The sequence below is a fragment of the Nitrincola alkalilacustris genome, assembly GCF_008973755.1.
In the GTDB taxonomy this organism is placed as follows: domain Bacteria; phylum Pseudomonadota; class Gammaproteobacteria; order Pseudomonadales; family Balneatricaceae; genus Nitrincola; species Nitrincola alkalilacustris.
In genome coordinates this window covers 265330-286204 of record NZ_WBOM01000001.1, presented here as the reverse complement: position 1 = coordinate 286204, position 20875 = coordinate 265330, and the positions used below count along the sequence as shown (strand labels likewise).

Here is a 20875-nt window from a genome sequence, read left to right as displayed (position 1 = left end):
GCCTCACCCCTTCACTATGATGTTGGCCGCCGCCAGTTCGGCGCGGAAATCCTTCAGCAGGCCCAGCACCGGATTCGGCGCCGCCTGCCCCAGACCACAGATCGAGGCGTCCTGCATCACCTGCGACAACCGCGTGAGCTGAGCGGCATCCCACTCATCATGCTCAATCAGCGCCAGCATCTTTTCGGTACCGACGCGGCAGGGGGTACACTGGCCACAGGATTCATCAGCAAAAAAGGCCATCAGATTAGACGCCACCCGGCGCAGATCATCCTGGTCCGATACCACCATGACAGCAGCCGAACCGATAAAGCAGCCGTGCGGTTGCAGGGTATCGAAATCGAGCGGGATATCCGCCTTGCTAGCGGGCAAAATGCCGCCGGATGCACCACCCGGCAGATAGGCCAGCAGTCGATGGCCATCCAGCATGCCACCACAATACTCATCCACCAGCTCTTGCAATGTGATACCGGCAGGCGCCAGATGCACGCCCGGTTTTTTCACCCGCCCGGACACGGAGAAACTGCGCAACCCTTTGCGACCATGACGCCCCTGACTGGCAAACCACTGCGCGCCTTTTTCCCACAGCAGCGGAATCCAGTAGACGGTTTCAACGTTATTCACCAAGGTAGGACGATCAAACAGGCCCTTTTGGGCAACGAACGGAGGACGATGGCGCGGTTTACCCGGTTTGCCCTCCAAGGACTCGATCAGCGCCGACTCTTCACCACAGATATAAGCCCCAGCGCCACGTCGCAACACAATATAGCCCGGCTCCACGATACCGGCCTGTTCCAGCTCGGCAATCGCGGCTAACAGTAGCTCACGCACGGCGGGATACTCATCGCGCAGATAGATGTACAGCGCCGCTGCCTCGACCGCCCAGGAGCTGATCAGCGCCCCTTCTAGAAAGCGATGCGGCTCGCGCTCAAGGTAATAACGATCCTTAAAGGTGCCAGGCTCGCCCTCGTCGGCATTGATCACGCAATAACGCGGGCCGGACTCGGCACGTACGAAGCCCCATTTGCGAAAGGTCGGAAAGCCAGCACCACCCAGACCACGCAGGCCTGAGGTTTCAAGCATTTCAACCAGCGTTTCCAGCGTGACATCACCTCGCCGGCACTGGTTCAGCAGTTCATAGCCACCTGTCTGCTGATAAGCATCAAGCGCCTGCCACGCGACCGTCTGGGGATGGAAATCCTGCCCCTTGAGCACAGCATCAATGTTTTCTGGAGTTGCATGATCGACATGACGATGCCCGATCTCGACCACCGGAGCCGTGTCGCAACGGCCCATGCAGGGTGCATTGATGACACGTACCTCTGTCGCATCAGTCCCGCGCACCAGCGCTGCTTTCAACGCCTCAGCACCTGCCAGTTGGCAGGAGAGCGAATCACAGACACGGATCGTGACCGCCGGTGGCGCAGGCTGATCATCATGAACGATATCAAAGTGGGCATAGAAAGTGGCTGTTTCATAAACAGCGGCCATCGGCAGGTTCATCCAGGCAGACAGGGCGCGCAGATGGGGCAATGACAGGTAGCCGAAGCGATCCTGGATGGCATGCAGATGCTCAATCAGCAGGTCACGACGACGCGGTGCATCACCCAGCAACTCGCTGACTTCGGTCATGGCAACCGAATCCAGCGAACGGCCACGCAGCTTGTTGCGGGTCTTGCGCTGAGTGCTGTTCTGGTTGGGTGTAATGCTGGTAACGCTCATTGTCAGATGCTCATTGTTATAGTTATCCTGAATCATCGCACTCCCCCTCTTCAGGGGCAATGCCACCCGGCTCTGCATATTAGATTGCGCCGAAACACGATATGCGGATGTCGTAATCAGCTAATTTTACATGCCACATGTCGTATTTTAGACATTCATACTGAAACCGACAGCCTTTCACCCTTCGCCGTCAACGGACACGATCACGTCGCCGCAGAGACAATTACCGATCACCATTCCCCGAACAATGGCGCACTGTCTGCCTGGCATCTTGCCAGCTAGCCGGATAACAACAAAAACAACAAAGCCCGAACTCAATCAATGAGGACATTCTATGGCCCGACACGATGATCAACCTGCTCTTGAGATAGGGCAGGATAATGCTCAGGTTATGGGGCTGGATTTCCACAATCCGGTCTTTCCACTTTCCGCACTCGGCATTCTTGCCTTTATCATCTACGCGTTGGTCTTCCCGGATGCTGCCAGCAGCTCTCTGGTCGCAGCACGTGGCTGGTCAATCAACCACTTCGACTGGCTGTTCATGATCGCTGGCAACCTGTTCGTACTTTTCTGCCTGGCGCTGATTTTCCTGCCGGTCGGCAAGATTCGTCTGGGTGGAAAAAACGCCAAAGCTGAATATTCACGCAGCTCCTGGTTTGCGATGCTGTTCGCAGCAGGCATGGGGATCGGCCTGATGTTCTGGAGTGTGGCCGAACCGGTCGCCTATCTGACCGACTGGTATGGCACACCTCTGAACACAGCAGCCAATACACCCGAAGGCGCCAGTGCAGCCATGGGCGCAACCATGTTCCACTGGGGCCTGCACCCCTGGGCTATCTACGGTGTCGTTGGTCTGTCAATTGCCTTCTTCACCTATAACCGCGGCCTGCCGATGACACTGCGCTCTGCGTTCTACCCGATTCTGGGTCGTCACACACGTGGCTGGATCGGCCATATCATCGATATCGTCGCTGTACTGGCAACCATCTTCGGCCTGGCAACATCGCTTGGCTTCGGTGCTTCCCAGGCTGCAGGCGGTCTGTCCTATCTGTTCGGCGTTCCGAATACTATCGGCACGCAGATTGCGATCATCATTGTAGTCACACTGGTCGCACTCTTCTCTGTCTGGCGTGGCATTGATGGCGGCGTAAAGCTGTTCAGCAACATCAACATGGTGCTGGCGATCATTCTGTTGCTGTTTGTGGTCCTGACCGGCTCCACACTGATGTTCGTAAACGGCCTGCTGACCACTACCACAGACTATCTGATGCATATTCTGCCGCTCTCCAACTGGGTTGGCCGTGAGGATCAGACCTGGTATCACGGCTGGACCGTGTTCTACTGGGCCTGGTGGATCTCCTGGTCACCTTTTGTCGGCATCTTCATTGCGCGCGTATCACGTGGTCGCACTGTGCGTGAGTTCCTGACTGCCGTGCTGGTCGTACCAACACTGGTCACCATCGTCTGGATGACCGCATTTGGTGGCAATGCTCTGCACCAGGCATCTAACAGTATCGGGGAGTTGTCTCATGGCATCAGTGATGTCTCACTGGCGATGTTCCATATGCTGGAGAACCTGCCACTGACTGGTGTCACCTCCACACTGGCTATCGTGCTGGTGCTGGTGTTCTTCATCACCTCGTCTGACTCAGGCTCGCTGGTGATCGACAAGATCACAGCCGGTGGCAAGACCGATGCCCCGAAACAGCAGCGCGTATTCTGGGCCGCTTTGGTAGGAATCATCGCTGGTATTCTGCTCGCTGGCGGCGGCAACACCGCGCTGACGGCATTGCAGGCAGGCGCCGTAACCACCGGCTTGCCCTTTACCGTGATTCTGCTGGTGATGTGCTTCAGCCTTTACAAAGGGCTGCTGGATGAGCACCGTGCGCTGAAACCTTCCAGCGGGAAGGTTGCGAAACCCGCGTAATAGAAAAAAGGCCCAGGGAGGGGCTTCTGAATACAATCGCATGCGACCTCAGCAGGTCCGTATCCGACCAAAAGCGGGTTTTGAGTCTTCATCATTCAGAATTATTGTTAGGCTTGAACAGCGGGCAAGCATCAATAATTGATCGAGCCCGGCTGAAAACAAATATAAGAAACGCCCTTGAGAGTATATGCGCAGTTCTGTAGGGTACGCCCTGCATGGCAGTAAGGCTGTGCTACGACTGGGTTAACACTGAAAGTCCAGCTTTTTTATCGGACCACATCAGGGAGAACAGACGTAGATGAGCGATCCAAAAAACCTCATGAAACCAGATGGCGACGTTACGCCGATCGATACGGATTACCAGATCGGTCAGGATAATATCGCCCTCAAGATCGGCCCTTTCGGGCTTGATATCCACAACCGGGTATTTCTGATATCCGGCCTTTCCATTGTCGCTTTCGTTGTGCTGACAATGGCTTTCCAGAGCCAGGTGGAACCAATGTTCGGCACGCTTCGCGGTTGGCTGACATCCAATCTGGACTGGTTCTTTATCTCAGCAGGCAATATCTTTGTTCTGGTGTGCCTGTTTCTGATTGTATCCCCCATGGGCAAGGTTCGACTCGGTGGTACCGAAGCCACTCCGGATTTCAGCTATCTGGGCTGGTTTTCGATGCTATTTGCAGCAGGGATGGGTATAGGACTGATGTTCTATGGCGTCTCTGAACCCCTGTCGCACTTTAATAGCTCCATGGGTGGAATTTCCGGTGAAGCGGGGGCACGGACAGACTGGGCTCCCCTGAGCGCTGCAGCAGGAGATCCCCTGGCTGCAGAGCGACTGGCCATGGCCGCCACCATCTACCACTGGGCACTGCATCCCTGGGCGATCTATGCCGTGCTGGCACTCGGGCTGGCTCTCTTCTCCTTCAACAAGGGTTTGCCGCTGACCGTTCGCTCCGTGTTCTATCCACTGTTGGGTGAGCGGGTCTGGGGCTGGCCGGGGCATATCATCGATATCCTGGCTGTGTTTGCCACGCTCTTTGGTCTGGCTACCTCTCTGGGTTTGGGCGCGTCTCAGGCGAGCGCCGGTCTCAACTACCTTTTCGGTGTGCCGACAGGACCCACCACTGAGATTCTGCTGGTTATCGGTATCACCGCCATAGCACTGGTTTCTGTGTTGGCGGGGCTTGAAGCAGGTGTCAAACGTCTGTCCGAGATCAATATGACACTGGCGGCACTCCTGCTGTTGTTCGTGATTATTGTCGGGCCAACAGTAGCGATCCTGACAGGCTTTGCTGCCAATCTGGCTGCGTACTTCCAGTATCTGCCGGCACTGGCCAATCCGATCGGACGTGAGGACGCCAACTTTGCTCAGGGATGGACCGCCTTCTACTGGGCCTGGTGGATCTCCTGGTCGCCATTTGTCGGCATGTTCATCGCACGCGTATCACGTGGTCGAACCGTTCGTGAATTCATGATCTCGGTGCTGCTGATTCCATCTGCTGCCTGTGTGCTGTGGATGACCGCCTTCGGCGGCACGGCGATCAGCCAGGTCGTGAATGATGGCTATGACGCGGTTGTTGGTGCAGAGCTGCCTCTGCAGTTGTTCACCATGCTGGATGTGATGCCACTGGCGCAGATTACCTCTTTCATCGCGATCGTGCTGGTAGTGATCTTCTTTGTCACCTCCTCGGACTCTGGCTCTCTGGTGATCGACACCATCGCTGCCGGTGGCAAGGTGGATGCGCCCACTCCTCAGCGCGTTTTCTGGGTCACCTTCGAAGGGCTGGTTGCGATAGCACTGATCCTTGGTGGCGGTCTGGTCGCGCTGCAGGCGATGGCCGTATCGACCGGTTTTCCGTTCACCATTATTCTGCTGGTGGCCTGTGTCTCGGTACTGAAGGGGCTGGCTACAGAACCCCGCAAATAGGCTACTCTTAAACAGGTACCGGATAGATTGACTATCCGGTACCTGTATCATAATGGATGCAAACAACTGGCAATGAGGCCACCATGAGTGTTGAGCATCAGGAAATATTTGAGCACCTGCGCCGCTATACCCCATTCAATACCCTGCCCGACGACACTTTGGCACATGTGGCTCAGCAGGTGGAGGTCAGCTATTTCAAGGCTGGCACCCAGATCCTCACCTTCGGTGAAGAAATCAGTGATCTTTACTTTATCCGCAGCGGAGCTGTCGAACTCTATCGTCGTAATGGCGATCTGTTTAATCGTCTGAGTGAAGGGGATATCTTCGGCCAACTCGGTCTGCTGATAGGAAAACGCGTCCGTTTTCCTGCCAAAGCACTGGAAGATACACTGATCTACTTCATCCCAGAGCCTGTTTTCACCGAGCTGTTCGAGCGGCATGAGCAGTTCGCCGACTATGTTGAGGTCGCAGACAAGAACCGTCTGCGCCAGGCAGTTTCACGACGGCGGGACGCCAACGAGCTGATGACCTCACCCGTCAGCAAAATGATATCACGCGAGCCAGTGGTACTGCCCAACACTGCCACCGTGTGGGATGCTGCCAGAATCATGACCGAAGAGTCCGTCTCTTCGCTGGTGATCATCGGGCAGGATAATCGCCACCCTGACCACCACCATCTGTCGAGTGCTGGAGTGGTCGATCAGCAGCATATGGTCGGTATCATAACCGACCGGGACCTTCGTACCCGTGTCGTGGCACCCGGATTGCCACTGGACACCCCGATTGCAGAGATCATGTCAACCGACCTGATCACGGTAAACGATACCGACTATGTGTTTGAAGCGATGCTGGCGATGCTGCGACACAATGTGCACCATCTGCCGGTGCTGCGTAAAAGGCGCCCGGTCGGGGTGATCGCACTATCAGACATTATCCGCTACGAATCCCAGAACAGTCTGTTTGTGGTCGGCAGTATCTTTCGTAAACACAGCGTGGAAGAGCTGCAATCCCTGTCGGGAGAAGTGCGCGCCAGCTTTGTGCGCATGGTGAATGAGGACGCCAACTCACGCATGATCGGCAGTGCCATGGCAGTGATCGGACGCAGCTACAAACAGCGCCTGCTGGAGCTGGCAGAAGAGAAACTCGGGCCGCCACCCATCCCCTACTGCTTTCTGGCTTTAGGTTCTATGGCACGTGATGAGCAGTTGATCGTCACTGATCAGGACAACGCTCTGATTCTGGATGATCGCTATGACCCAGCCCTGCACAGCGCCTACTTCAAGCAACTGGCAACGTTTGTCAGTGATGGTCTGGCACCCTGTGGTTTTACCTACTGTACTGGCGGCATCATGGCCACCAACACGCAATGGCGCCAACCGCTTACGGTATGGAAACAATACTTCACTGAGTGGATTGACAAACCGACACCCGAAACCCTGCTGCACAGCTCCATCTTCTTTGATCTGGATGGCGTGTGGGGCAAAACCGAATGGGTGGAGGAGTTGCGCAGTCTGATTGCCGCTCGCGCCGTTATCAGCAAGCGTTTTCTGGCCAGCATGGCGATCAACGCCCTGAACCGAACGCCACCACTGGGATTTTTCAAAGACTTTGTCGTGGAGCATGATGGCAAGCATAACCAGTGGATCAACCTGAAGCGCCGAGGCACTGCACCGCTCATTGACCTGATCCGGGTGCATGCACTGGCTGTCGGCTCCACCTCGCAGAACTCCTTTGATCGGTTGGATGATGTGATCGAAGCAGCCGTATTGCCATTAGGCCGAGGCCCGGATCTGCGCGATGCACTGGAGTTCATTTCAATGGTGCGCATCCGGCATCAGGCATTGAGTATCGAAGAGGGGAAAGAGCCCGACAATAATATTGAGCCGGATAAACTCTCGCACTTCGAGCGCCGTAATCTCAAGGACGCCTTTCAGGTATTAAGCAATGCGCAGAAATATCTCAAGTTCAAATACACACGTGCCGGATAGGTAAACGGATGCTCTATCTCGGACCTGACAAGCAATCTGCCACTGTGCCCGACTGGCCCATCCACCTTGCGAAACTGGCTGAGCAGGCACAGGATCCGCGTCTGCAGCAATTTTATCAGGCTGGAGCCATTACAGCCGACACCCCACTGGCAGAAGTCCCATTTGTCGCGCTGGACTTTGAAACCACCGGTCTGAACCCTGCACTGCACGGTATCCTCAGTATCGGGCTGGTCCCCTTCAGCCTGCAACGCATCCGCTGCGCCGAAGCACAACACTGGCTGATCAATCCACGCAAGCATCTGGAGGAGGAGTCGATCATCGTTCACGGCATCACCCACTCGGACATCAGTAATGCGCCCGATCTGGACAGCATCCTCGCCGATCTACTGGATGCGCTGGCAGGCCGTATCGTTGTCGTACACTACCGCCAGATCGAACGCCCATTTCTGGATACCGCTCTCAAATCCCGCCTGCGGGAGGGTATCGAATTCCCCATGGTCGATACCCTGGAGCTGGAAGCGCGACTGCACCGTAACCGACAGGCGATCTTCATCGACAAACTGCTGCGCCGCCCACATACCTCCATCCGCCTGGCCGACAGCCGCGCCCGCTACAACCTCCCCTACTATCAGCAGCACCACGCCCTGACCGATGCACTGGCCACCGCAGAACTGCTGCTGGCACAGGTAGCACACAGGTTCTCTCCGGATACACCGATCGGGGAGTTGTGGGTTTAATCTATCGAGCACTTATTCAACTATCAATTTAATTGATAGAAACCATCAGCACACAGCTATTGGGTGATACCGGGTGCAGGCGTATGATGACCTGATCCAACGAGAAAACAATCAGGAGAAAACCATGAGTCTGTCACCCTTTCACCTTGCCATTCCGGTTTATGATCTGGCAGCTGCACGTGCCTTCTACCGCGATATATTCGGGCTTGAGGAGGGACGCTCCAGCGATCACTGGGTGGACTTCAACTTCTTCGGACACCAGTTGGTGATACACGAACACCCCAAAACCACCTCTCAGGAGCAGGCACATACCAATGCGGTGGATGGACATGACGTACCAGTACCTCACTTCGGGGTTATCCTGGACTGGGACACATGGGAGGCGTTGGCCGAACGCCTGAGAGCCGCAGGTACGGCATTCGTGATTGAACCCTATATCCGATTCAAGGGCGAAGTGGGTGAACAGGCCACCATGTTCCTGTTCGATCCCTGCGGCAATGCACTGGAGTTCAAGGCCTTCAAGGATATGGGACAACTCTTCGCAAAATGAGATAACGGAAAAAGGGTCAGGTACATTTTCGATCCCTACTCTGACAATACCGCTCAATTTCAGTATGGGCTAAACTCCAGGACATATACTTTTTAAAAGTGGTATCAAGGAGCCGGTCATGAGTAACACATTGAGTCAGGCGGAACAGAGCTGCGACGAGCAGGCAGCTTCATGCAGCGCCATCGAACTGATCCTGACACCGCGGGAGACAGATCTCGGGGGCTTCTCGGTACGCAGAACACTACCCACATCACGTCGCAAGATGGTTGGCCCCTGGATCTTCTTTGATCATATGGGACCGGCTGATTTCCCCGCAGGCAGTGGTGTCAACGTGCGCCCTCATCCGCATATCGGTATTGCGACCGTGACTTACCTGTTTGAAGGTGAAATTCTGCACCGTGACTCGCTCGGCAGTCTGCAGCCGATCCGTCCGGGCGACCTGAATCTGATGGTTACCGGAAGAGGCATCGTACACTCCGAGCGCGAACGCCCTGAGCTGACTGCTACCGATCATCGCCTGCACGGGTTGCAACTCTGGCTGGCGCTGCCGGAGGCTGATGAAGAGACAGACCCTGCGTTCCACCATTACCTAGGTGCGGATATTCCTGATGTCGTGATCAACGGTGTAGCTGTACGTGTGATGATGGGCAGTGCTTATGGCGTGACCTCTCCAGTCAAGTGCTTCTCTGAAACCCTCTATGTGGAAGCCCACCTGAAACCCGGCGATAGACTCACCCTGCCGGATGCCGAGGAGCGCGGCCTGTATATCGCCAGCGGCAGCCTGCGTGCGCAGGAAACGGCACTGGCTGAACACAGTATGACGATCTTTGCCAATCAACCGGATATCGAGATAGAAGCGGTCACAGAATCCCGAATCGCCCTGATCGGCGGTGCCTCGGTAGGCAAACGTTTTATCGACTGGAACTTCGTCTCCAGCCGCAAGGAACGAATTCAGCAGGCCAGAGATGACTGGCAGGCAGGACGTTTTCCGAAGGTGCCCGGTGATGAAGAGGAGTTCATTCCTCTCCCCGGCTGAGAAAAGGGAAAAAGAAAAGGGGCCTGGTACATTTATGAGTTTATCCCCCTGCCGGAGTGAGCTAAATGGGTTCGCAATCGCGTAACTCTTGTTCGCAACTGTGATAAACTAGGCCCCATTCTCGCAACCGGTGATCAGAGAGCGCAGCATCCGATGAGCAATGGTAAACCCCGCGTATCCAGTGGACAGAAATTTCGTACCGAGCAAGGCATTGCGGCCATCAAGGATGGCATCAAGCAGTCGCACAACGCCTCCTCCGAGATCTATACCCGCAAGCCGGAATGGCTGCGTGCCAAGATGCCGGGCGGCGAGCGTTTCGAGGCGGTGCGTCGCAATGTCAAAGAGCACAAGCTGAGTACGGTCTGTCAGGAGTCCCACTGCCCGAATATCGGTGAGTGCTGGAATGCCGGCACAGCAACCATCATGCTGATGGGAGCGGTCTGTACGCGCGCCTGTCGTTTCTGCGCTGTGGATACCGGCAACCCCAAAGGCTGGCTGGATCATGATGAGCCGGAAAATACCGCCAAGTCGGTTGAGCTGATGGGCCTGCGCTATATCGTACTGACCTCTGTGGATCGTGATGATCTGCCCGACGGGGGAGCATCCCACTACGCGGCCTGCGTTTCTGCGATCAAGGCACGCACACCCGAAGTGGTTGTGGAAGCTCTGACACCTGACTTTGATGGTGTGCTGGAGAATATCGAAAAGGTTGTGGATTCCGGCCTTCAGGTATTTGCGCAGAATATCGAAACCGTACGCCGCCTGACCTATCCGGTGCGCGACAAGCGTGCTGGCTATGAGAAGACGCTACGCGTTCTGGCACATGCAAAAAAATACCGCCCTGATATCATCACCAAAACCAGCATTATGGTGGGTCTGGGTGAGACGGATGAAGAGATCTTTGAGACCTTTGATGATCTGCGTGAGGCGGGTGTGGATATTGTCACGCTGGGTCAGTACCTGAGGCCAACCAAGAACCATTTGCCGGTTGAGCGCTATGTAACACCTGAACTGTTCAACCACTATCGTGAAGTGGGGCTGTCGAAAGGCTTTATGGAAGTTCCATCAGGTCCGATGGTGCGCTCCAGCTACCGTGCCGACCGGGTGTTCGAGAAGAACAATCTGGGCTTGGCCGCACCAGCTGAGGTACCTGGCAGCAGCAATGCCATCCAGATCCCGGTCAAGCAGATCAACTGATCTATTATCAGCAATGGCTCTTCACCAGAAATGATCTCACGCCAGACAGGCCAGGCAGACGCCCTGTCTGGTGTGAGATCAAACGTCTAAACTCACATTATAAAATCGCATATAAACAACAGCCATCTTATGACAGCTGTATGATCTCGCCCTGACGGTTAATAGCCAGAAACTGCGAAATCATCCCGGCCTGAATCTGTTCAGTCATCATTTTAAGCGGCTGAATCACTTCATCAGAATTCAGGGCTATTCCTCCTCGACCACTCATCGCTGACACAAACGCGATATCCCAATCCATGCCGGTGTGTTCAGACTCCTCAACCAACTGAGCAAAGTCTGCAACATCCTCAGGCACTTTATCCACACAGAGCACAGGCACCAGTACGCCACCTTCACCTTGTTCGAATTGAGCTTTTTGCTCGGCACTGTAGCCCTCTGGCAACTCAGCCTTGGTCAGCACGAACAACAAGCGCTGTGGATCAGGCTGCGATTTCGCAGCATTGATAAGATCGGAATAGGTTTCAATGTTCATGCTGGCTCTCCAGAACTTTTCGGGTAATGGGTTTCGGGGAATGGGTCAGTGTAACAGCTGACATTTCCCGGCTGGCGAGGCAAAAGAGGCAGATTACACACTCTTTAGAGGTAGTACCGCCAGCTTGGCAAGCATCTGTCGAAGAGTACAAAACCTATAGATGATAACGCGCCAGCTTCTTCAACAATCCCTGGCGCGACAGTCCCAGCAATCTCGCCGCATGACTTTTATTACCATCGCTCTTCGCCAGAGCCCGCTTGATCAAACCTATCTCCAGCGCCTGCACCTGAGGCTCCAGCTCAAGCGAGGCGCTCTGCAAAAGTGCAGAAGAGCTCGGCACTCTGTCTTGCTGCAACTCCGGATGCAGCAGACTGATATCCGCCATGCTGATCACACCACCCCGGGCAACCGCTGCGACGCTTTCCAGCGTATTTTTCAGTTCACGGATATTACCCGGCCAGTCGCGCTGCAAAAACCACTGCATGGCTGCACTGTCCAGCCGCAATGTCTGGCCATTATTCTGACCCGGTTTCTGACTAAGCTGCTGCAGAAAATACTGCAGCAACAGAGGCACATCCTGCTTTCGTTCACTCAACGCCGGGGTTTCCAGTGTGATGCCCTTAATACGGTAGTAGAGGTCTTCGCGGAACATCCCCTGCTGCACCAGTATCGGTAGATTGGCGTTGGTGGCAGAGATCAGGCGCACATCAATCTTCTGCTGCTCACGGCCACCCACCGGATAGAAGGTCCCCTCCTGTAGTACCCGCAGCAGTTTAACCTGCATCGGCAGCGGCATCTCCCCTATCTCGTCCAGAAACAACGTCCCTTTGTCGGCCAGCTTGAGCATGCCGGGACGATCCTTATCAGCGCCTGTAAAAGCCCCTTTCACATAGCCGAACAGCTCACTCTCCAGCAGGTCTGCCGGTATCGCACCACAGTGCACCGATACGAAGGGTTGGTCGGCACGCAGGCTGAGTTCGTGCAGTGCGCGCGACACCACCTCTTTACCCGTGCCGGAAGGGCCGGTCACCAGCACTCGCACATCGGTGGGGGCAATACGCTGGACCAGCGAGCGGATCGCCTCAATCGAGGGCGAAGCGCCAATCAGTCGCTGCAGGCCAACCCCACCTAGCTGCTGCTGTTTCAGCTGTTTCAACTCGGTATCCAGTTGATGCTTGTTCAACGCGCGTTTGATCACCACTGCCAACAGTTCGGGATCGACCGGCTTGGCGATGAAATCCCAGGCGCCCTGACTGATCGCATCCAGCGCCAGTTGCCGCTCGGCATGGCCGGTCAGAATGATCACCGGACGATTGATAAAATCAGGTAAGGACGCCAGTGTGTGCTGTGGATCAAACTGTGGTGGCAGCGACAGGTCCAGCAGAATCAACTCGGCATCGAAGCGGCTCAGCACCTCACGCGCACTGCTCAGATCAGCAGCGGTTTCGACCTGATAACCACCACCCTGCAGCCAGCTTTGTGCGAGCTGACGAAATGCCGGCTCGTCGTCCACCAGCAGTATGCGGCCATTACTCATGAGCGGTATCCTGTGTCGTAATCATCGGTTCTTGAGGCTGCCTGAAATGCAGCACAAAGCTGACTGGCCAGCCAAGATCGTCGCGGTGCTCCACCTCACCACCATGCGCCTGCATGATTCGCCGGACGATCGCGAGCCCCAGCCCACTACCACCTGATCGTTTGCTGACAAAAGGCTGAAACAGTGCAGCCCTTTGCTCAGCGGGTATCGCGGGGCCATTGTTATGCACCTGAATCTCTATCATCTGATCTGTCGCACTGGCTGCAATCTGGATCATGGATTCGGGCTGATTGCGACAGAAGGCCACCGCATTATCCACCAGATTAATCATCACCTGTTGCAGCCGGTAGCTGTCGGCATAGAGCTGCAAGCTATCAGACACCTGCAACTCCACCTGCACCCCTTGCCAGTCCTGCTGCGCCTTAAGCCCCTCCAGCATGGGTCGCAGCGGCAGCCAACTGCACTGCAGCGACAACTGTCCGGAATAGCTGAGCAGATCAGCGATCAAACGGTCGGCTCTTTTCAGTTGCTGCTGTATATGAGATCGCGTTTCTATCGGCGTCGTGGCAGCTGCCATTGAGATGATATTCAGCGGATTACGTAGTTCATGGGCGATGGAAGCCGACAATGCACCCAGCTCCACCAGGTGCTCCTGATCCAGCCGCTTGCGCTCTGCATCAGCCAGTTTCAGTGATTGCTCCAGAATCCGACAACTGCTGAGCAACAATGCGGCAAATACCTCACCCTGCAGACGATACCCTGGCGTGACATCTTCCCAGCCGGGCAGTTCGTAATACCAGTCCTGAAGACCTCGTTGGCAGCGGATCTTCAGTGCTGCGGTGGAAAGTGGCGTATCCGGAAGTTCAACCCCCACATTCATTCGGAGCTGCTGCGATAGTAACTGCTCACTCAGGTGCGCAAGCTCGGACCAGCTTTCGCTTTTCTGCAACTGTTGACGCCAACGCTCCAGCATCAGTTCGGTCAACTGCACGCCGGGATAAATCAGCCCACGCGCCAGCCGTGCGACAGGTTGATAACAGGCTGATGCCAGCAGCAACAGCACAACGGAGTAAAGCCACAACTGCCAGGCCGGCACCTCGGCCAATGCACGCATGCCGAGCTGCCCCAGTGATGCACTGACCAGCGCCATCAGCGCCATCACCAGCACCAGCATCACGAACCAGAGCAGGGCTTTGTTGGCAAAGGCATTGATACCCAGCAACTGATAGCGCACCACGCCATACACCAGCAGAACCAGATAGCTGGGCAGCAACAGCATCGGCCAGGGGTACCAGTCCAGACCAAACGACAGAAACACAAAACTGGTTGCCAGCATCAGCCCCCAGCCACCGGCCATGAACATCGCCTCGATGGATCTGCGCCGATTGCCGCTGTGCACCCGCCAACCGTAAGCCAGCACGCCATGAGCCGCTATACCCAGCAAAACGGTATACAGCAGATTGACCCAACCGATCCCCTGAAAGGCAAAAAAAGCCTCGAAGTGGCTGCTGTGAGTGATCCGACCACCCTGAAACTGCCAGCTCAGCAGAATCAGCACAACGGTTAAGCCATATAGTAGCGGGATAGTGCGCTGGATCCGAGCCAGCAAGGCATCACTATAACCGGTGGCAACAAACCGCACGGCAAAGTGCAGAAAGAACATCGGCATCAATGGATTTGCCAGCACCAGTGCCATGCCGAGCGTCTGCCACCCCTGCATGATGGCAATATGTCCGGCACACCAGAGCGCCATCATCGCCGCAAAACCGGCCAGCGCCGGCATCGCCCGCTGACGCTGCCCCTGCCACCAGAGCCAGCCTGCCAACAGCACGGCACAGGCGCTGGTCAGCAGCATACTGATTTCGAACAGCAACACTGTGTTAACCGCTGAGTACACTGTAAACCTCGTTTACATATCTGATTGATGAAAATCGTAAACCTGGTTTACATACTCATCAAGTCTTTTATCGAAAAATTGATATAAATCAATGAAAAATCTTTGCTGCCGAAAAGTGGCCGATGTTTTGCATTAACAGCGACAACGACCTGTTGGATATGGAGCATAAAACATGAGCAGTCTGCTTTTTTCGGAAATTCTGGCACTGGGCCTGATGGCATCCGTCGCCCTGGCCCCTGCACTCTGGCGCTATCTGCAACAGCGAGGCCGTTGAGATGGAGCTGGATTCCGCCCTGCTGTCACGTTTGCAGTTTGCCTTTACGGTAAGCTTTCATATTATCTTTCCGTCCATCACCATTGGACTGGCTACACTGATCGCCATCTGGGAAGGTCTGTGGCTGAAAACCCGCAACCCTATCTACCTGCAGCTGGCCAAGTTCTGGATCAAACCCTTCGCGATCTCCTTCGGCATGGGGGTGGTCTCCGGGATCGTGCTGTCGTATGAGTTCGGTACAAACTTCTCCGAATTTTCACGCATCACCGGGCCGGTTCTAGGACCGCTGATGGCCTATGAAGTGCTGACCGCCTTTTTTCTGGAAGCCGGATTTCTGGGTGTGATGCTGTTCGGCTGGCAAAGGGTTGGTCCCAGACTGCACTTCTTTTCCACCATCGTGGTCGCCATCGGCACCTGGATTTCGGCCTTCTGGATTATCGCCGCCAACTCCTGGATGCACACCCCCGCCGGGTATGAGATTGTGGATGGCGTGTTCCATGTTGCCAGCTGGTGGGAGGTGATCTTCAACCCCTCCATGCCATATCGCTTCACGCATATGCTGATGGCCGCATTCATCACCGCTATATTTGTTGTATTGGCCACCAGCGCCTGGCAACTCAAGCGTGATCCCAGCAGCGAGATGGCGCGCAAGGGGCTGTCGATGACTCTGTGGTTTGCGCTGATCCTGACACCTCTGCAAGCCTATATCGGCGATCTGCACGGTCTGAATGTGAAGGAACACCAACCCATCAAACTGGCGGCCATGGAAGGGATCTGGCCCGAATCGGAGGCAGGTGCCCCACTGCTCCTGTTTGCCATTCCCGACCAGAAAGGGGAACAGAACCATTTTGAGATCGGCATTCCAAAACTCGCCAGCCTGATTTTGACCCATGAACTGGATGGCGAATTAACGGGGCTGACTTCGGTGCCTGCTGATGAACGTCCGAATGTGGCAATCGTTTTCTATTCGTTCCGCATCATGGTCGGTATCGGCGTGCTGATGATACTGGTGAGCCTCGCCGGACTCTATCTGCGCAGGAAAGGCACCCTCTTCCAACACCAGGCCTTTCTGACCTTCTGCAGCTATCTGGCACCGAGCGGCATTATCGCAGTACTGGCTGGCTGGTATGTAGTCGAGGTGGGTCGTCAGCCCTGGCTGGTGCAGGGTCTGGTGCGCACCATCGATGTGGTATCCCCCCTGCCAGCTGAACGCGTGCTTTTCTCGCTGACACTGTTTGTACTGACCTACAGCCTGCTGTTTGCTGTTTACCTCTACTTCATGCGTAAGCTGATCCTCAAGGGGCCACCGCCGCTGGAGAAGCTCTCGGAGCAACTGATCGGTGTCAAAGCCGCTGGTTATGCTGCCGCACTGGCCAAGCACCCTAAACCTGTACATCAGGAGGCGAACTGATGGAACTCTTATCTGAGCTGCAATTCGGCTTACCCCTGTTCTACTTTTTACTGCTCGGTTTTGCCATTCTGATGTATGTGCTGCTGGACGGGTTTGATCTGGGCATCGGCATTCTATACCCCTGGTTCAATACCGACGCAGAGCATGATCATCTGATGCGTTCCATCTCCCATGTATGGGATGGCAATGAGACCTGGCTCGTCTTCGGCGGCGTGATCCTCTTTGCTGCCTTCCCCGCGGCCTATGCCGGACTGCTGTCCATTCTCTATCTGCCGATCATGCTGATGCTGATCGGGCTCATCTTCCGAGGCGTGGCGTTTGAGTATCGATTCAAATCGAACCGCTCACGCCACTGGTGGAACCGCTCATTCTCCATCGGCTCCAGCCTCGCGGCCTTCTGTCAGGGGTTGATGCTAGGCGCCGTGGTACAGGGCATTCCTCAGGGTGCAATCAACCTGTCCAGCCTGCAGTGGTTGAGCCCTTTCAGCCTGTTTACCGGCCTGGCCGTCATGGCCGGTTATGCCCTGCTCGGCTGCGTGTATCTGACCATGAAAAGCCGTGGCGCACTACAGCAGAAAGCCGCCCGCTACGGCCAGAGACTGGTGATCTTCGTGATGCTGGCAATGCTGCTGGTCAGCCTGGGTACGCTGCTGCTTCAGCCGGAGATCCGTAGCCGCTGGTTTGGCAGCTGGCACACCCTGGTACTGATGCTCCTGCCACTGGCTGCTGTGCTGGCAGCACGTCTGCTGTTCATCGATCTGGGCCGTGTGCAGCAGCAATACAGAACAGGCCAGCCAGTCCAGGCAATACATGAAAGCCGTCCCTTCTGGCTTGCGGCCAGTCTGTTTCTGTTCGGCTTCTGCGGGCTGGTGGTGAGTATCTTTCCTTATCTGATACCCCCGAAACTGACCTTTTACGAAGCTGCCGCACCGGATGGCAGTCTGCTGTTTCTGCTGCCGGGGGTATTGATTTTTGTGCCGCTGATTCTGACCTATACCCTCTGGGGCTATCACATTTTCCGCGGCAAGGTTGAAGATTTCGAGGAGGGCTACTGATGCTGAGACTCAAACACCCCCTGCCCCCTGCGCTCTGGTTTATCCTGTTGTATCTGCTGGGGTTCGGGGGTCTGACACTGCTCGCACTGTTGCTGAAAACCGTGATGAACGGATTGATGTAACTGCAAATGGCAGTGCTGATACAAGCAACGATGCAGACAATGCCATGAGGCTTCATTAAACTGAGTCATCGCCCAAATGGGCAGATCGAATCAGCATATTGAGGATCTCATGAGCAGAATCGCAATCGTCACAGGTGGCAGTTCCGGTATCGGCCGGGCCATCGTCGAGCGTTTACTGGGCCAGCAGTACCGGGTGTTCAATCTGGATATACAGCCGTCGGATCTTGGCGAGTATATTGAGTGCGATGTCAGCCTGGTCGATGATGTGACACGTGCCATCGCCGGGATACTGGATCAGACCCGGCAGTTGGATCTGCTGGTATCCAATGCCGGTCGCCACCTCAGCGCCACCATCGAAGAAACCGACGAAGCCACACTGGATGCACTCTTTGCACTGAACGTGAAAGGTGCCTACGCCGCTATCAAGGCAGTCCTGCCACAGATGAAGACGCAGAAGAATGGCGCCATAGTACTGATCGCCTCGGATCAATCACTGATCGGCAAACGCAACTCTTTTGCCTACAACCTGACCAAACACGCTCTGGCCTCCATGGCCAAAACCACCGCACTGGATTATGCTGCCGACAATATCCGTGTAAACGCTGTATGTCCTGGCACCGTCGAGACCCCACTTTTCCATAAGGCGATAGACCGCTACTGCGCGAGCAGTGGCGCTGATAAAGCGCAGGTGGTCGCAGAAGAAGCCGCGCTGCAGCCGCTGAACCGGTTGGGACAACCGGAAGAGGTTGCGGCGCTGGTCAGCTTTCTGGCCAGTGATGAGGCGAGCTTTATCACCGGTAGCTTGCAGGTAATTGATGGAGGGTATACGGCGCAGTAGTATGTTGATGGCCTGAAACGGAGAACGATATGCAGACCCTGACCCGACGCCTCGCGAAGCGATTGCTGATACTTGCTGGTGCAATACTTGTCTGCATCCTTGTATTGTACCTGGCGATGACCCAGATGTTCGACGAGGGTGAACTGGGTGTGCTTGCGGTGCTCGGTGGCCTTATCCTTGGTGTCGCTCTCGCTCTGTGCCGAAACGGTATTGAAGTGCTTATGCGACGGCATATGCTGAGTGGCGCATGGGGGCGCATCCGGCCGGGCGGTGCCCGTGTCGTTGCGCTGACCGGTCAGCTGGCGGCGCGCGATACGCCGCTGACACTTCCGTTCGTTAAGGGGCCGCAGCTATCGGTTGCCTACGAAGTCAGGGAGACACCACCAACCAAACACGACCAGCGTTTTCGTAACGCCACTGGCCCCGCCAGATCCTATCTCCATATGGGAGGCATGCTCGCTGCTGATACTCTATTGAAGCTGGACAGCATCGATCTGCCCTTGCTTGGCCCGCTGATGGCCGATAATTTCCCTCAAACCAAGACACCTGCGGCCAACCTGGCAGAGCCGATCCTGGCTCATGCTGCCAGCCCGGGAGTGGCAATGCAAGAGCATCCCAGTGCAATCGATGCGCTGTCTCTTATCGATATAATCGGCACGCAAGGGCACGGCAGCTTCCGTTTCGAATGGGCCAAAGCATCGCTTGCCGATGTGCTCGGCGCGGCCATTTCTGGCACAACCCCTTGCGATCTGGAGATCCGGAGCATTCCCGCGGGTGCTGAGGTGTCCGTGGTCGGGTTGTATGATCCGGCCGCTGGAGGATTGCTGCCAAATCCGAACAGCGGGTTGATTGAGGTGTTTCCCGGAGATGCTCGCGAGGCTCGATCTGAGATGTTGCAATCGGCAGGCCGCAAATTTGGGATGGGGCTTTTCCTGATCCTGTTTGCCCTGTCGATCACTTTAGTCCTGCCCCACCTGCTGCAGACCTCGGACGAGGAGCGAGTCGTGCGTCTGGATAAGATCGAATCGATATCCCTTGCCGAGCTTTCGGATGCTCTGGCACGTGGACTCGTGCCCTCTTCTGAGCAGCTTGATGAGCTCTATGATCGGATACTGTTCGACTACCTACGGCTGGAGACAGATGATCTGCTCACCCTGTTGGTCGAGCAGGGCGCTGATCCCAATCGGATGAGGCCCGATGGTACTCTGCCACTGATCCGCGCCGCAATGGCGGCAGACGGAGAGCGCGTAGGTTACCTGATTGATGCGGGCGCCAACCCGAATGTGAGAGGTGGACCGGGGTCGCTCACGGCGCTGGAGTGGGTCGCTGATCTGGGCCAGTTCTTCGTGGCTGCCAGCCTGTTGGAGCGTGAAGTGGGACTCAGCGGCGAGATACCTGATCCAACCAGGCTCGAATGGTTGCCGGACGATGGCGGCGCGCCACTCGATGCGCTTGCAGACGCTTATGCTGCCGGACAGGTGACCCCGCCATGGCTGGACACCAATGGCGAAATGATCCATTTCACTGGAGGTGTGAGCGATGGCAGCGTAGCCAGCCTGCGCCTCTCGGATGGCGACGAGACACGTGTGCATACTCTGCGTCTGGAAACAGGCGGCTGGCGCTTGATTCGGGTTACTGTGCTCGAAGAGCCTGTCTGGGGCTTCGATCTTCCCTGACTACTGACACCACACCAGAGTCTGCTGCACATTATTGGGTCTGAAAAAATCAATCGCCCATCTGTTCTGATAAACAACACGATCTGGAGTACCATATGGTAATTAACCTGATCATAGCGACTCATGCCCATCCCACTTAAAAACCTTGCAACACCAGAGGTCTCCTGTTCAAACTGCCAGGCTTGCTGCTGCCGCTTACCAGTCATGATTATCACCGATACGGATGTTCCCGAGCAGCATATCGCATACGATGAATGGGGTGGCGAAACCATGCTACGCTTGGCAGATGGCTGGTGCTCTGCTTTGGACAGAGACACATTCCTGTGCACGATTTATGAGAATCGTCCGTGGGTTTGTCGGGAGTTTGAAATGGGTTCTTATGAGTGTCGCGAAGAAAGGTCTGATTTCATGCTCCTTAAGCACGTTTAGCTTTTCAATCAATTTACTGA

General features: G+C 55.6%; 17 protein-coding genes. 13 read left to right on the top strand and 4 right to left on the bottom strand.

The window, feature by feature from the left end:
* Positions 1-3: 3 nt before the first annotated feature.
* Positions 4-1758 (bottom strand): NAD(P)H-dependent oxidoreductase subunit E, encoded by a 1755-nt coding sequence (locus tag F7R27_RS01305; RefSeq protein WP_240776159.1) that lies wholly within the window; start codon positions 1756-1758, stop codon positions 4-6.
* A 298-nt stretch (positions 1759-2056) separates the two neighbouring features.
* Here F7R27_RS01305 and F7R27_RS01300 point away from each other — a divergent pair, with 298 nt between their 5' ends.
* From F7R27_RS01300 to lipA, 7 genes are all read left to right on the top strand, one after another.
* Positions 2057-3649 (top strand): BCCT family transporter, encoded by a 1593-nt coding sequence (locus F7R27_RS01300; RefSeq protein ID WP_151702418.1) that lies wholly within the window; start codon positions 2057-2059, stop codon positions 3647-3649.
* Positions 3650-3947: 298 nt separating this feature from the next.
* Positions 3948-5576 carry a BCCT family transporter gene (locus tag F7R27_RS01295; RefSeq protein ID WP_151702417.1) on the top strand — a complete coding sequence of 543 codons (1629 nt, stop codon included), beginning with the start codon at positions 3948-3950 and terminating at the stop codon, positions 5574-5576.
* Between the two features lie 83 nt (positions 5577-5659).
* On the top strand, positions 5660-7564 hold the full coding sequence (locus F7R27_RS01290) for a DUF294 nucleotidyltransferase-like domain-containing protein (protein WP_151702416.1): 1905 nt from the start codon (positions 5660-5662) through the stop codon (positions 7562-7564).
* A gap of 8 nt (positions 7565-7572) precedes the next feature.
* Entirely contained in the window at positions 7573-8301 is a 729-nt protein-coding gene (locus F7R27_RS01285) for a 3'-5' exonuclease (protein ID WP_151702415.1), read from the top strand.
* A 124-nt stretch (positions 8302-8425) separates the two neighbouring features.
* Entirely contained in the window at positions 8426-8851 is a 426-nt protein-coding gene (locus F7R27_RS01280; protein ID WP_151702414.1) for a VOC family protein, read from the top strand.
* Between the two features lie 118 nt (positions 8852-8969).
* Positions 8970-9887, top strand: a complete 918-nt coding sequence (locus tag F7R27_RS01275) for a pirin family protein (protein WP_151702413.1) — start codon at positions 8970-8972, stop codon at positions 9885-9887.
* A gap of 153 nt (positions 9888-10040) precedes the next feature.
* Positions 10041-11084 carry a lipoyl synthase gene (lipA, locus tag F7R27_RS01270; RefSeq protein WP_151702412.1) on the top strand — a complete coding sequence of 348 codons (1044 nt, stop codon included), beginning with the start codon at positions 10041-10043 and terminating at the stop codon, positions 11082-11084.
* Positions 11085-11211: 127 nt separating this feature from the next.
* Here lipA and F7R27_RS01265 read toward each other — a convergent pair whose 3' ends face one another.
* From F7R27_RS01265 to F7R27_RS01255, 3 genes are all read right to left on the bottom strand, one after another.
* Positions 11212-11616, bottom strand: a complete 405-nt coding sequence (locus F7R27_RS01265) for a ribonucleotide reductase subunit alpha (RefSeq protein ID WP_151702411.1) — start codon at positions 11614-11616, stop codon at positions 11212-11214.
* Positions 11617-11770: 154 nt separating this feature from the next.
* A complete protein-coding gene (locus tag F7R27_RS01260) occupies positions 11771-13153 on the bottom strand; it encodes a sigma-54-dependent transcriptional regulator (RefSeq protein WP_151702410.1) in 1383 nt (460 codons plus the stop codon).
* The gene (locus F7R27_RS01255; protein WP_240776158.1) at positions 13146-15029 is read right to left on the bottom strand and encodes a sensor histidine kinase; all 1884 of its coding nucleotides are present in this window, start codon (positions 15027-15029) and stop codon (positions 13146-13148) included. The genes F7R27_RS01260 and F7R27_RS01255 overlap by 8 nt, the downstream gene beginning before the upstream one ends.
* Positions 15030-15325: 296 nt before the next feature.
* Here F7R27_RS01255 and F7R27_RS01250 point away from each other — a divergent pair, with 296 nt between their 5' ends.
* The 6 genes from F7R27_RS01250 to F7R27_RS01230 all read left to right on the top strand — a co-directional run bounded on the left by F7R27_RS01250 (position 15326) and on the right by F7R27_RS01230 (position 20855).
* Positions 15326-16735: a cytochrome ubiquinol oxidase subunit I gene (locus F7R27_RS01250; RefSeq protein WP_151702409.1), complete on the top strand. Its 1410-nt coding sequence runs from the start codon at positions 15326-15328 to the stop codon at positions 16733-16735.
* A complete protein-coding gene (gene cydB / locus F7R27_RS01245; RefSeq protein ID WP_151702408.1) occupies positions 16735-17790 on the top strand; it encodes a cytochrome d ubiquinol oxidase subunit II in 1056 nt (351 codons plus the stop codon). The genes F7R27_RS01250 and cydB overlap by 1 nt, the downstream gene beginning before the upstream one ends.
* Entirely contained in the window at positions 17790-17912 is a 123-nt protein-coding gene (locus F7R27_RS18890) for a hypothetical protein (protein ID WP_276612551.1), read from the top strand. Before cydB ends, F7R27_RS18890 begins: the two co-directional genes overlap by 1 nt.
* Positions 17913-18021: 109 nt before the next feature.
* Positions 18022-18750 carry an SDR family NAD(P)-dependent oxidoreductase gene (locus F7R27_RS01240; protein ID WP_151702407.1) on the top strand — a complete coding sequence of 243 codons (729 nt, stop codon included), beginning with the start codon at positions 18022-18024 and terminating at the stop codon, positions 18748-18750.
* Between the two features lie 29 nt (positions 18751-18779).
* On the top strand, positions 18780-20426 hold the full coding sequence (locus F7R27_RS01235; protein WP_151702406.1) for an ankyrin repeat domain-containing protein: 1647 nt from the start codon (positions 18780-18782) through the stop codon (positions 20424-20426).
* A 123-nt stretch (positions 20427-20549) separates the two neighbouring features.
* A complete protein-coding gene (locus F7R27_RS01230; protein ID WP_151702405.1) occupies positions 20550-20855 on the top strand; it encodes a YkgJ family cysteine cluster protein in 306 nt (101 codons plus the stop codon).
* The last annotated feature ends 20 nt before the right edge of the window (positions 20856-20875 follow it).

Bases quoted from the DNA above. Each gene is read 5' to 3' on its own strand.
- lipA (WP_151702412.1), top strand. From the start codon at position 10,041: ATGAGCAATGGTAAACCCCGCGTATCCAGTGGACAGAAATTTCGTACC.
- F7R27_RS01260 (WP_151702410.1), bottom strand. From the start codon at position 13,153: ATGAGTAATGGCCGCATACTGCTGGTGGACGACGAGCCGGCATTTCGT.
- F7R27_RS01250 (WP_151702409.1), top strand. From the start codon at position 15,326: ATGGAGCTGGATTCCGCCCTGCTGTCACGTTTGCAGTTTGCCTTTACG.
- F7R27_RS01235 (WP_151702406.1), top strand. From the start codon at position 18,780: ATGCAGACCCTGACCCGACGCCTCGCGAAGCGATTGCTGATACTTGCT.
- F7R27_RS01230 (WP_151702405.1), top strand. From the start codon at position 20,550: ATGCCCATCCCACTTAAAAACCTTGCAACACCAGAGGTCTCCTGTTCA.
- F7R27_RS01240 (WP_151702407.1), top strand. From the start codon at position 18,022: ATGAGCAGAATCGCAATCGTCACAGGTGGCAGTTCCGGTATCGGCCGG.
- F7R27_RS01300 (WP_151702418.1), top strand. From the start codon at position 2,057: ATGGCCCGACACGATGATCAACCTGCTCTTGAGATAGGGCAGGATAAT.
- F7R27_RS01275 (WP_151702413.1), top strand. From the start codon at position 8,970: ATGAGTAACACATTGAGTCAGGCGGAACAGAGCTGCGACGAGCAGGCA.
- F7R27_RS01285 (WP_151702415.1), top strand. From the start codon at position 7,573: ATGCTCTATCTCGGACCTGACAAGCAATCTGCCACTGTGCCCGACTGG.
- F7R27_RS01280 (WP_151702414.1), top strand. From the start codon at position 8,426: ATGAGTCTGTCACCCTTTCACCTTGCCATTCCGGTTTATGATCTGGCA.
- F7R27_RS18890 (WP_276612551.1), top strand. From the start codon at position 17,790: ATGCTGAGACTCAAACACCCCCTGCCCCCTGCGCTCTGGTTTATCCTG.
- F7R27_RS01295 (WP_151702417.1), top strand. From the start codon at position 3,948: ATGAGCGATCCAAAAAACCTCATGAAACCAGATGGCGACGTTACGCCG.
- cydB (WP_151702408.1), top strand. From the start codon at position 16,735: ATGGAACTCTTATCTGAGCTGCAATTCGGCTTACCCCTGTTCTACTTT.
- F7R27_RS01305 (WP_240776159.1), bottom strand. From the start codon at position 1,758: ATGATTCAGGATAACTATAACAATGAGCATCTGACAATGAGCGTTACC.
- F7R27_RS01265 (WP_151702411.1), bottom strand. From the start codon at position 11,616: ATGAACATTGAAACCTATTCCGATCTTATCAATGCTGCGAAATCGCAG.
- F7R27_RS01290 (WP_151702416.1), top strand. From the start codon at position 5,660: ATGAGTGTTGAGCATCAGGAAATATTTGAGCACCTGCGCCGCTATACC.